10 protein-coding genes and 2 pseudogenes are annotated in these 11,344 nt (G+C 69.1%); 6 read left to right on the forward strand and 6 right to left on the reverse strand.

The window, feature by feature from the left end; translation table 11 throughout:
* A partial coding sequence (locus tag KME77_RS03770) for an FAS1-like dehydratase domain-containing protein (protein ID WP_219461952.1) occupies window positions 1-364 on the reverse strand: 364 nt, incomplete at its 3' end.
* A gap of 1 nt (window position 365) precedes the next feature.
* Window positions 366-1,280 carry an SDR family oxidoreductase gene (locus KME77_RS03775; RefSeq protein ID WP_219461954.1) on the reverse strand — a complete coding sequence of 305 codons (915 nt, stop codon included), beginning with the start codon at window positions 1,278-1,280 and terminating at the stop codon, window positions 366-368.
* A 188-nt stretch (window positions 1,281-1,468) separates the two neighbouring features.
* Here KME77_RS03775 and KME77_RS03780 point away from each other — a divergent pair, with 188 nt between their 5' ends.
* On the forward strand, window positions 1,469-1,852 hold the full coding sequence (locus KME77_RS03780; RefSeq protein ID WP_219461956.1) for an acyl-CoA thioesterase: 384 nt from the start codon (window positions 1,469-1,471) through the stop codon (window positions 1,850-1,852).
* A complete protein-coding gene (locus KME77_RS03785) occupies window positions 1,852-3,039 on the forward strand; it encodes an MFS transporter (protein WP_219461958.1) in 1,188 nt (395 codons plus the stop codon). The genes KME77_RS03780 and KME77_RS03785 overlap by 1 nt, the downstream gene beginning before the upstream one ends.
* Window positions 3,040-3,069: 30 nt before the next feature.
* Here the strand turns inward: KME77_RS03785 and KME77_RS03790 are convergent, their stop codons facing one another.
* From KME77_RS03790 to KME77_RS03805, 4 genes and pseudogenes are all read right to left on the reverse strand, one after another.
* Entirely contained in the window at window positions 3,070-4,581 is a 1,512-nt protein-coding gene (locus tag KME77_RS03790) for a glycoside hydrolase family 13 protein (protein WP_219461960.1), read from the reverse strand.
* A 22-nt stretch (window positions 4,582-4,603) separates the two neighbouring features.
* Window positions 4,604-4,978: pseudogene (locus KME77_RS03795) on the reverse strand (globin); the annotation flags it as partial.
* Window positions 4,979-4,987: 9 nt separating this feature from the next.
* Window positions 4,988-5,845: a mechanosensitive ion channel family protein gene (locus tag KME77_RS03800; RefSeq protein ID WP_308250534.1), complete on the reverse strand. Its 858-nt coding sequence runs from the start codon at window positions 5,843-5,845 to the stop codon at window positions 4,988-4,990.
* Between the two features lie 588 nt (window positions 5,846-6,433).
* A complete protein-coding gene (locus tag KME77_RS03805) occupies window positions 6,434-6,718 on the reverse strand; it encodes a hypothetical protein (protein ID WP_219461964.1) in 285 nt (94 codons plus the stop codon).
* A gap of 300 nt (window positions 6,719-7,018) precedes the next feature.
* On the opposite strand from KME77_RS03805, the gene KME77_RS03810 reads away from it, so the two are divergent.
* From KME77_RS03810 to KME77_RS03825, 4 genes and pseudogenes are all read left to right on the forward strand, one after another.
* Window positions 7,019-8,545: an NsdA family TPR-like regulatory protein gene (locus tag KME77_RS03810; protein ID WP_246609129.1), complete on the forward strand. Its 1,527-nt coding sequence runs from the start codon at window positions 7,019-7,021 to the stop codon at window positions 8,543-8,545.
* Complete coding sequence (locus KME77_RS03815; protein ID WP_219461967.1) at window positions 8,542-9,063, forward strand: GNAT family N-acetyltransferase; 522 nt, start codon at window positions 8,542-8,544, stop codon at window positions 9,061-9,063. Before KME77_RS03810 ends, KME77_RS03815 begins: the two co-directional genes overlap by 4 nt.
* Window positions 9,064-9,297: 234 nt before the next feature.
* A complete protein-coding gene (locus KME77_RS03820) occupies window positions 9,298-10,560 on the forward strand; it encodes a DMT family transporter (protein ID WP_281424023.1) in 1,263 nt (420 codons plus the stop codon).
* Window positions 10,561-11,001: 441 nt separating this feature from the next.
* Window positions 11,002-11,344: pseudogene (locus KME77_RS03825) on the forward strand (hypothetical protein); the annotation flags it as partial.

The raw sequence follows: 11,344 nt of genomic DNA on the forward strand, positions 1-11,344 counted from the left end.
CGTCGTCCGGATCGACGGCGAGCGCCTCGGTGGTCACCAGGGCCCCGGAGCCCTTGTCGTAGATGCCGGTCACCTTCGAGGTGGTCCGCACCTTGCCCGCCACCGGCAGCTCCCGGTGCAGCTCGAACGCCTGCTCGGCGTGGACCAGCAGCGCCGGGTCGTAGTCGCCGAGCCGCCGCCCGGCCGGCGACTGGGCGGCCAGCACCGCGAACGTCGGCAGCACCCGCTGCCCCTTCTCGGTGGCGAACTCCAGCTCCTCCAGGCCGCTGCCCACGCCGAGCGCGTACAGCATGGTGTCCTTGGCCGTCCAGGCGCGCTCGTGCGGTTCGCCCTCGACGCCGACCAGGTCATGGTTGAGTGCCACCTCAGGCCTCCCGTCCGGGGATCTGCCCGCTGGTCAGGGCGTTGGGAGCGGCCTTCTCGACCAGGGCGGGGATGACCGCGCCCAGCTCGGCGGGATCCCAGCGGCTGCCCTTGTCCACGGCGGGGCCCGCGTGCCAGCCCTCGGCGACGCTGATCATCCCCGAGCGGACGTTGAACACCCGCCCGGTGACGCCCCGGGCCTCGGCGCTGGCCAGCCACACCACCAGCGGCGCGATGTCGTCGGGGTCGGCGCCGGTGCTGCCGGTCGCGCGGGTGCCCTTCGGGACGAGGTTCTCGGTCATGCGGGTCAGCGCGGCCGGGGCGACGGCGTTCACGGTGACGCCGTACCGCTCCAGCTCCTTGGCCGCGATGACCGTCAGGCCCGCGATGCCGGCCTTGGCCGCGCCGTAGTTGCCCTGCCCGGGATTGCCGTAGATGCCGGACGACGAGGTGGTGTTGATGATCCGCGCGTCCACCTCCTCGCCCGCCTTGGACCTGGCCCGCCAGTACGCCGCCGCGTGGCGCAGCGGCGCGAACGTGCCGCGCAGGTGCACCTTGATGACCGCGTCCCACTCCTCGGCCGTCATGTTGACCAGCATCCGGTCGCGCAGGATGCCCGCGTTGTTGACCAGCACGTGCAGGTCGCCGAAGCGCTCCACGGCGGCCTGGATCAGCCGGTCGGCCCCGTCGAAGTCGGAGACGTCCTCGCCGTTGACGATCGCCTCCCCGCCCAGCGCCTCGATCTCCGCCACCACCGCGGCGGCGGCGTCCGAGGAGCCGGTCCCGTCGACCTCCGCGCCCAGGTCGTTGACCACGACCTTGGCGCCCTGACGGGCGAACTCGAGCGCGTGGCCCCGCCCGATGCCCCTGGCCGCGCCCGTGACGATCACCACTCGGCCTTCGACGATTCCGCTCATCTGGCACCTCGATCCTTGACCCGCTGACGATGCGAACTGAATTCTAGTATCGAAATCTAGAACCGCTAGAGGGATAGCCCCTGTTACCCCCTCTGATCTGCGCAGCCCCTGGCGGAGCCGCCCAAGGGGGACGGTAGCGTGAAGGTGTGGTTGAACCTTCCCTCGCGCAACGGCATGTATTTCCTCGAATGGTGAGATTTGCGGACATTGACTCTCAAGGGCATGTGAACAACGTCCGCTTCTTCGACTACCTGGAGGACGCCCGGCTGGGGATGCTCCACATCGATCCTTACAAGGCGGGCGACACTCCCTTCAAGGGCCTGGTGGTCTCCCGTCACGAGATCGACTATCTGCGCCCGCTCAGTTTCCGCGCCGAACCGGTCCGCGTGGAGACCTGGGTGAGCGAGCTCAGCCCGGTTCGCTTCACCCTGGAGTACGAGATCCGCGACGACGAGGCGTTGTACGTGCGGGCCAGATCCGTGCTCGTCGCCTACGACGTGGAGCGCTCGGCGCCCCGCAGGCTCACCGAGGATGAATTTTCCTATCTACGGCGATTCACCCCCTCACTCTGATGACGACCAAGCGCTGGGTCATGCTCGGGCTGGGGGTCAACGCCCACACCAGCGTCACCGTCGGCATCTCCGGCCTGCCGCTCATCATGCCCGACATCCAGAGCTACTTCGGCGTCTCGCTGCCCGTCGCCGGGATCATCTGCAACGCCCCCGGCATCGGCATCCTGTTCTCCCTGGTCTTATGGGGCGTGCTGGCCGACCGGCGAGGCGAGAAGCTGGTGCTCGGCCTCGGCGTCGGGGCCGGCGCGGTCCTGTTCGCGGCCGTGACCCTCGTCACCGACATCTGGGCGGTGGTCGTGCTGCTCGCCTTGGCCGGGGCGGCCGGGTCGGCCGCGCTGGTCGGCGGCGGGCGGATCGTGCTGCGCTGGTTCGACCCGCCCGAACGCGGCGTGGCCATGGGCATCCGCCAGGTCTCCTTCACGCTCGGCATGGCCATCGCGGCCTTCGTCCTGCCGCCCATCTCACGCGCCCACGGCATCACGGGTGTGCTCGTCCTGTGCGCCGTCATCGCGCTGGTGGCCGCCGTGCTGGCCGTCGCCTTCCTGGCCGAGCCGCCGCACGCGGTCTCGGACGCCGGCCCCGCGTCGACGGTCTCGCCGTACCGGCAGCCGGCCCTGTGGCGGGTGCACGCGGCCGCCGCGCTGCACGTCGCACCCCAGTTCGTCGTCAGCACGTACGGGGTGGCCTGCCTGGTCACCGTGTACGGCTGGGACGGCGTCGGCGCCGGGCAGCTGTTCGGCGTGGCGGCCGTCGCCGGAGCCGCGGTCCGCATCCTGGTGGGCCGCTGGTCCGACCGGACCGGGCTGCGGATGGCGCCGCTGCGGCTGCTGGCCACCGGCTCGGCGGTCGTCATGGCGCTGCTGACGCTGGGGGAGTTCACCGAGTCGTGGCTGGGCCCGGCCATGCTGGCGCTGGCCGCGGTGATCACCGTGGCCGGGAACGGCCTGGCCTACCTCTCGGCGGGCGAGCTGGCCGGTCCCGGCTGGGCGGGACGGGTGCTGGGCACCCACAACACCATCCAGAACTCCGTGGCCCTCGCCGTGACCCCGGTGGCCGGGCTGCTGATCACAGGGCCCGGCTACTGGGCGGGGTTCGCGGCGGGGCTGGCGTGCACGCTGGTGTCGCTGCCGATCATCCCCACCCGTGGCGAACGGCACGCCTCCGCCGAGGAGGGCGTCCCGTCCTGAGCCACCGTCCCGCTACGAAGCGGCGATGCGTCACGAGGCGGCGGTGCGCAGCCATACGGCGGTGTCGGGCGGCAGCAGGTTCCCGTCGAGCGCCCCGCTCGCCAGCAGCACGTCGTCGTGCGGAGGCAGCGGCACCGGGTCGAGGCCGCAGTTGATCGCGCAGGTCAGCGCGCCACGGGTGAAGAAAAGCGCTCCCTCGGGGGAATCCAGCCACTCCAAGGTATAAGGAATGGATCGCACCAGGTCACGGCGGCAGGCGAGGGCCTGGCGGTAGAACGCCAGCGTCGAGCCGGGATCGGCGTCCTGGGCCTCGGCGCTCAGCTCGGAGAAGTCCTGCGGCTGGGGGAGCCACGGCGCGACACCGTCGGGGGAGAACCCGTACGAGGCGCCGTCCTTGGCCCACGGGATCGGCACCCGGCACCCGTCGCGGCCCGGCAGCTTGCCCTCCGACTGGAAGAAGACCGGGTCCTGCCGCGCCTCCGGGGGAAGATCCTTCACCTCGGGGAGGCCAAGTTCCTCCCCTTGGTAGAGATATGCCGACCCGGGCAATGCCAGCATCGTGAGCAATGCGGCCTTCGCCCTGGCCAGTCCTGTTCCGGGATCGGCGGTGTCGTACCGGGTGCGGTGCCGGATGACGTCATGGTTGGACAGCACCCACGTCGCGAACGGCACCGAGGCCAGCGTGCCCTCGATGACCTCCTTGAACGCCGTCGGCGACCAGGGCGCCTGCAGCCACGCGAAGTTGAAGCTCTGGTGCAGCTCGTCCGGGCGGACATAGAGGGCCAGATCCTCCGGGCTGTCCGTCCACACCTCGCCCACCGCCATCCGCTCTCCCGGATAGCCGTCGAGCACCTTGCGCCAGGCGCGGTAGACGTCGTGCACCTCCGGCTGCCCCCACACCGGCGAGACCGACTTGAACGACTGGTCCTTGACGTCCGGCAGCCCCTCCGCTTTGTACAGGCCCATCGCCACGTCGATGCGGAACCCGTCCACGCCCCTGTCCAGCCAGAACCGCAGGACGTCGAGGAACTCCTGGTGCACCTCGGGGTTGCGCCAGTTGAAGTCCGGCTGCTCGGGGGCGAACAGGTGCAGGTAGTACTGGCCGTCCTCCACCTGGGTCCAGGCGGGGCCGCCGAAGGTGGACTGCCAGTTGTTCGTCGTGTCGCTGAAGATGTAGCGGTCGCGGCGCTCGCCGCGCAGCGCCTCCTGGAACCAGGGATGCCGCGAGGAGCTGTGGTTGGGCACCACGTCCACGATGACCCGCAGGCCGTGCTCGTGCGCGTCGGCGACCAGCGACTCGAAGTCGGCCAGCGAGCCGAACAGCGGATCCACGTCGCGGTAGTCGGCCACGTCGTAGCCGCCGTCGGCCATCGGCGAGGGATAGAAGGGCGTCAGCCAGACCGCGTCGACGCCCAGCTCGGCCAGGTAGGGCAGCCGCTCGCGGATGCCGGCCAGATCGCCGACGCCGTCTCCTGAGGCGTCGGCGAAGCTGCGAACGTAGATCTCGTAGACGACGGCGTCACGCCACCAGGGGATGCTCATGTGGCGCTCATGCCCGTTATGTCGGAGAGTTCACCAGGCTGTGCGCCGCATAGACCAGATAGTCCCAAAGCTTGGTCTCCAGCTCCTGCGGCAGCTCCAGCGACTCGACCGCGTCGTGCATGTGCTTGAGCCAGGCGTCGCGCTGGGCCTCGCCGATGACGAACGGGTGGTGCCGCATCCGCAGCCGCGGGTGCCCGCGCTGCTGGCTGTAGGTGTTGGGGCCGCCCCAGTACTGGATCAGGAAACCCCGCAGCCGGTCCTCGGCCCCGGTCAGGTCTTCCTCCGGGTAGAGGGGACGCAGCAGCGGGTCCTGGGCGACCCCCTCGTAGAAGCGGCGCACGAGTCGCCGGAAGGTCTCCTCGCCGCCGACGGCCTCGTAGAAGGAGGTTTCAGTCACCGTACAAGCCTATGCGGTGGCGGCCCAGGGGATGCCCGCGGAGTCCAGGGCCGCCTTCACCCGCAGCCTGAGCTCCCGCGCGACCTGCGCCTGCTTGGCCGGCAACGTCTTGGCGGTGATCCGGAAGACCAGCGAGCTGTCGGAGAGCTGCTCCACGCCGAACACGTCGGGCTGCTCCACGATCAGCGTCTCACGGAACTCCGCGTCGGCCCAGATCTCCTCGGCCACGTTCTCCAGCACCGCCCGCACGGTCGTCAGGTCGGTGGTCCAGGCGACCGGCACGTCGAGGTAGGCCCGCGACCAGCCCTGCGACTCGTTCCCGATGCGGGTGATGGTGCCGTTGCGGACGTACCAGACCCGGCCGTCGGCGTCACGCAGCCTGGTGACGCGCAGGGTGACCGCCTCGACCGTCCCGATCGCGGCGCCCGCGTCGATCACGTCGCCCACGCCGTACTGGTCCTCCAGCAGCATGAACATGCCCGCGATGAAGTCCTTGACCAGCTCCTGCGCGCCGAAGCCGATCGCGACGCCCAGGATGCCCACGCTGGTGAGCAGGGGAGCGATGGGGATCGTCAGCCGGTCCAGGACGGTCAGCACGGCGGTGCCCATGATCACGATCGAGGCGATGTGCTTGAGCACCGACCCCATCGTCTCGGCGCGCTGCTTGCGGCGCTCGTGGAGCAGGGCGTCGATGCCCTCGGTCGCGGCGCCGCCCCTGCGGAACCGGCCGGTGATCGAGGAGCCGGTCGCGGCCCGGTTGACGATCCGGGTGATCAGCCGCTTGGCGATGTTCCGCACCACGAGGGCGAGGATCAGGATGAGCGCGATGGTGATCACGGTGGCGAGGACCGGCGCGAAAGAACCCACAGGGAGATAATCCTGCAACACGTTGCACAGCACGGTGTCATCCACACATGTTTTGCCCACCTCGGTGAGCAACTCCGTCGGGTCCAGCGGACTCGACGTAGGCGTGGACGTGGGTGTTGGCGAAGGCGTTGGAGCCAGCAGGAACACCGGGTGGATCCCCCTCATGAAAAAACGGTTCGGCCGACGGCCCTTATGGAGCGAATCGCTCAAAAAGATACCGCCGACCGAACCGGCCGCAGTCACATCACGCCGGGGAAGACGGGGACATCAGGCCCCGGGGCCGCGGAGGGCGAAGCCTGACGCTCCGGTGACGTACGGCTCGGCTGGGACACACACCCGGAAGCATGCCCCAGCCGATCTCGGAGGCCGAACCCCCGAACACCCACCAGGCGGACCTGGAGGATGGCTCAATGTGCGCGGCTGGCTGGCCGCACAAGCACGAGTTCCGCAGAGAAGCGGAACCGGCGGGATGACCAGAGCCCCTGCGGGAACAGGAGACCCTCCGCACCGGCCACCCCGCCGGCTCCGAGGAGCCGCCGTGGGTGCGGTAGGCCAAGGTGGCTGCGCTCCACCCGGACCACCGCTCAGTCACTCCCCCACGGCGGCGAGCACGCGAGCGACCTTCGTCGCCGCACCAGCCGGGTCGTCGGCCGTGTGCATGCGCTCGCCCCAGGACCAGCAGTACCACCAGTCCGGAAGCTCAGCGACCGCAGTCGGCCGGCAGGTGACGTTCTCGGACAGACTTGTCGCGTGTGGGTTTATCACCCTTACGAAGAGTCGACCGCTCTGGGTCCGAACCACTCGCGCGAGCAATCCGCGAGCGTCCAGTTCTGACACCAGACGCTCCAGGTGCCCGACGTTGTCGTCCCCCACCTTTCGTCCCTCCCTTGAATCGTTGCTGGTGCGCCAAACATGACTCAAGTCAGCGAACTCCGCAACGACGGGTGGGCGGCTACAGGGGACCGCTTCTCCCTCCCTGGATGTAAGAAACAGCCCTCGGGAGGAACATCCTTAACCGTAAGCTCCAAGAAGGCGTTTTCAACCTGTCAGCATTGGGCCATAGTTCTTGTAGGCGCAGCGCGATCTGAGGGTTACGCTGGGTCATCGGTCGCAACCGACAGGACATGTGTGGAAGGGGCCGGGATGTCCGGCAGACAGCACAGGGAAACGGAGATGGCACGGCAGATCCGAGCCAAAGGGCTCGCCGCCGGCCGCACCGCCGCCCAGATAGCTGAGGAGATCCACGAGGCGTGCGGGCCCCAGTTCGGCACCACGCGGATCAAGGGGCACCGCCTCGCTTACGGCATCGCGCTCGCCGATGTCATCGAGCAGGTGAGGGCGCTGTTCGAGCGCGACTCCAAACCGGTGCCGGGCATCGGGGAGACCCTGCTGTCGGCGTACGAGAGCGGGCTGAAACGCCCGGGTCCCGAATACCTGCACTACCTCTGCTCGGTCTACCGGGTGGAGCCGAGCTCGCTCGGCTACGACACCCCGTGCATCTGCGGGCACGGCCACCGGATGCCCGGCGTGGTCGGCGGGGAGAGCAAGGAGCGGCCCTACTACGGGCCGCAGTCGCGTGAGCTGATCCAGCTCCCCGACTCGCCCCCGGCGCCCTCCGACGAGGAGAACGAGAACATCCTGCGCCGCACGCTGCTGACACTTCTGTCGAGCAGCTCGAAGAAGGCCGAGTTCAGAGGTGACGTGCTCGGCGCCTGCGAGGGCATCAGGCGGCGGATGGACGACATCCTCGTCTCGGCGACCGTCTCTCCCGCGATGCTCGACCAGTGGGAGGAGGCCACGCTCAGCTTCGGCCGCCAGTACACCACCACCGCGCCGCTGCGGCTGCTGTGCGACGTGCTGCTCGAACTGAGCGCGGTGCGCAACGCCATGTCCCGGCGTCAGCCGATCGACCTGCAGGAGCGCCTGTGCCGCATGGCCGCGCAACTGTCGGGGCTCAGCGGCATGATCATGATCAACCTGGGCGACCACCGGCTCGCCCGCTCGTTCTTCCGCACCGGCCGCACGGCCGCCGACGAGACCGGCGACCGCGCGCTGCGCGCCTGGGTGACCGCCCGCGAGGCGCTCGTCCCGCTCTACTACGGCGACGCCCGCGAGGCGCTCAACCTGGCCAAGAAGAGCCGCGACCTGGCCGGCGCGACCCCGTGCGCGGCCCAGGCCATGGCCCCGGTCGTGGAGGCCCGCGCGCTGGCCATGCTGTCGGGGACCGACAGCAAGAAGGAGGTCGTCGACCAGGCCAAGCGCGCGCTCGCCCGGGCCAGGAACGCCTTCTCGCACATGAAGTCCCACGAGAGGGAGGACATGGCGTTCGGCTACACCGAGCGCCAGCTCTACTTCTACCAGGGCGACGTGCTCACCAAGCTCGGCCAGACCCTGGAGGCTGAGGTCGTGCTCGACCAGGCCCTCGAAAAGTACGAGGACCACATCATCGACCAGACCTTGATCCGGCTCGACCAGGCTCAGTGCCGCCTCATCGAGGGGGACGTCGACGAGGCCGCCAAGCTCGGGCGCGACGCGATGAAGCTGCTCGGGCCCGAATACCGCACCGATTTCATCATGCGCCCGGCTGTCGCGCTCGCGCAGTCGATCAAGGCGCGGGACGCGAACCATCCCGGCCTGGCCATGCTTCAGGAAGAACTGCGCACTGGGCTGGCCTTCGGGGAAGGGAACGGCGGTGCATGAAACTGAAGATCCGGCGCTATCGCTGGTCTGACCTGGACACCATCCTCGCCCTGCACCAGATCTGTCTCGCCGAGGTGGGGCTGGCGCCGGGCGACGGTGTTTACTACGACGACGACTTCCCCCGAATACAGGAGCTCTACCTGGCCTGCGGCGGAGACTTCCTCGTCGGCGAGATCGGCTCACGGGTCGTCGCCATGGGCGGGCTGCGACCCATCGACTCCGAGACGGCTGAGGTGTGCCGTCTGCGCGTCCATCCCGGCTTCCAGCGGCGCGGCTTCGGCGCCACGATGCTGCGCGCGCTGGAGCACCGGGCGGTGGAGCTGGGGTTCACCGCCATCCGCGGGGACACCACGCTCAACCAGGGGGCCGCGCTGGCGCTGTACGAGCGCCACGGCTGGCGCGAGACCTCCCGGCGGCAGGTCGGCGAGCTGGTCGTCGTCTACGGCGAGAAGCGCCTGCGGCCCCGCGACGAGGCCCACCGGCCGGCCGTCGAGTCGGCCGACGCCATGGAGTCGTGACGCTGCGTTCATGACGGGCACGTCCCTTGACGGGACGTGCCCGTTTCCTACGTGACACAGAGCTGTGACAGCGGGGTTCGCCTAGCGGGTGGGTGGGGAATACCGTGCTCAGAGTCACTTCGGATAGGGATGTACGCACCCCGGAGTGAGGCACATCCCTCTGGGTGGTAGAGGAACATCACCGGCTGCTGCCTGTACATCGTTGGCTGCTCATTGTAGTGAGATGCTTTTGACATGGCAGTCGTGCCCGCTCCCCGACCCCTCCTGGGAGCTGTGCTTCTGTTGTTCGTCAGCGCCGCTTGGGGGTCGGCGTTCCCGCTGATGAAAGATCTCATCCTCCGGTTACCGGTGGAGGATCTGCTCACCGAGCGTTACACCATCGCGGCGTTGACGCTGTTCCTGATCCGGCCGCGCAGCCTGTTCCGCGTGTCGCGGGCGACCCTGCTCAACGGGGTGATCCTGGGGATCATGTTCGGGGTCGGGCAGTGCGCGCAGGCGATCGCCCTGGACAGTCTGCCGTCGTCCGTGTCGGGGTTCGCGGTCGGCTGCAACGTGATCATCACGCCGGTCCTGGCGCTGGTGATGTTCAAGGCCCGGGTGCCCCGCCGGGTGTGGGCGGGCGTGGCGATGGCCATGGCCGGCATGACCGTGCTCACGCTGATGCGCGGCATCGGCGAGACCAAGATCTCCGTGCTCGCGCTCGGGGTGACGATCTCGGCCGCCGCCCTCTACTCGGGGCACACGCTGATGCTGGCCAAGCTCTCGCGCGCCGCCAAGCCCTTCGACGCGTACGCGCTCACCGTCATCCAGCTCGCCACCATCGGGGCCATGACCGGCGTCATGGCGGTGCGCGACGGGATCACGCTGCCCCAGACGATGCCCGACTGGGGGATACTCGCCCACCTGTCCGTCGTCTCGTGCGCGCTGGGGTTCCTGGCCCGCTCGTACGGGCAGGCGCACGTGCCGGCCATCCCCAGCGCCGTGCTGATGTCGTCCCAGCCCCTGTGGGTCACGCTCATCGCGGTGATCTGGTTCGACGAGCAGGTCGGCACCAGCATGATCGTGGGCGGCGGGCTGATGGCGGCGGCGATGCTGCTGGCCGTGCCGGGCAGGGCCTCGCCCGACGAGGCCGCCGAACGCGCCGTCGTGGCGGCGACCAGGCAGGCCAGGAGGGCGCTGGCCGACCTGAAGGCCAAACGGGACGATCCGCTGAAGTTCGACCGGCTCGTGGCGTCATACCCGTCCAAGACCGCCTGCTCCCACCCGCAGGGGTGCCCGTGGAACGGGCAGGCGCGCAAGCGGTCGGTGGAGCCGAGTTTCGACCGGCTGATCGAACGGGCGACCACGATCGTGCGGGCGAAGAATGGCGCCGGTCCGGGCGCCGATCCGGGGGCCGGACGAGCGATCGCGCCGGGAGGGCGTTGTTTGTGCGCCATGGTCGAAGAAAGTGGAAAGATCGGGACGGTGTCAATCTCTCGCTGGTTTCGGTCCCAATAGGCCACTAATCACGGTCAAAAACCCTCTGGTACTTATGGATTAACAACTCCCTTATTCGCCGTAAATCTTGATATTCGCGGACGTGTCCGATAGTAGGGAATTAACCCCGATGGAGAGGTGCACTATGAAACGCATCGTCGTCCGCAAGCCTGGTACCGCGAGGCTCGCCGGGACCTCCAGCGTCATACACAAGGGGTGATCGAGGGTAGGTCCCACCTCAGGGCCCAGGGCGCACCGCCTGCCCGATGGGAGGCCCAGCGACTGCTGGTGCCGATGATCGACGGGCACAGACGGCCAACCGGTCCCTACACCGTCGCAGCCGCGCTGTTGCATCACCTGGTCCCGGCCGCCTTGGACAGTTCGAAGGATCTCGTGGCGGCCCATGACATCGAGATCCGAGCGGCGGCACCCGGTCTTCGTGACCGGGTGCCCGCCCGTCGGATGAGCCTCGACACCGAGCTCTCCGACGACGAGCGCATCCTCGTGCCCGCGCCCCGCCGCACGCTCCGGCTGGCCAACGGCATCACCGAGTTCGTCCGTACGAGCGTGCCGCCCGGCAGCGTGCTGGCCGTCTGCAACGCCGCCGAGGCCGACCCCACCGACACCGAGCTTCTCGACGTCATGATGCGCAGGATCCCCCCGCCCATCCTGACGATCATGGTCTACTCCGACGGCCCCGAACCGCCCCCCGACTCACGCGACGCCGACGAGCTGTGGGAGCTCGTCGACCGCTGCACCCGGGAGGGCTTCCTGCACTCGCTGGCCGAGCTGGGCCAGCTCGGCC

Origin of the sequence: Nonomuraea rhizosphaerae (genome assembly GCF_019396405.1) — a bacterium.
In the GTDB taxonomy this organism is placed as follows: Bacteria; Actinomycetota; Actinomycetes; order Streptosporangiales; family Streptosporangiaceae; genus Nonomuraea; species Nonomuraea rhizosphaerae.

Excerpts from the sequence above, each read along its gene's own strand:
- KME77_RS03780 (WP_219461956.1), top strand. The coding sequence starts at position 1,469 with ATGGTGAGATTTGCGGACATTGACTCTCAAGGGCATGTGAACAACGTC.
- KME77_RS03810 (WP_246609129.1), top strand. The coding sequence starts at position 7,019 with ATGGCACGGCAGATCCGAGCCAAAGGGCTCGCCGCCGGCCGCACCGCC.
- KME77_RS03815 (WP_219461967.1), top strand. The coding sequence starts at position 8,542 with ATGAAACTGAAGATCCGGCGCTATCGCTGGTCTGACCTGGACACCATC.
- KME77_RS03820 (WP_281424023.1), top strand. The coding sequence starts at position 9,298 with ATGGCAGTCGTGCCCGCTCCCCGACCCCTCCTGGGAGCTGTGCTTCTG.
- KME77_RS03775 (WP_219461954.1), bottom strand. The coding sequence starts at position 1,280 with ATGAGCGGAATCGTCGAAGGCCGAGTGGTGATCGTCACGGGCGCGGCC.
- KME77_RS03785 (WP_219461958.1), top strand. The coding sequence starts at position 1,852 with ATGACGACCAAGCGCTGGGTCATGCTCGGGCTGGGGGTCAACGCCCAC.
- KME77_RS03790 (WP_219461960.1), bottom strand. The coding sequence starts at position 4,581 with ATGAGCATCCCCTGGTGGCGTGACGCCGTCGTCTACGAGATCTACGTT.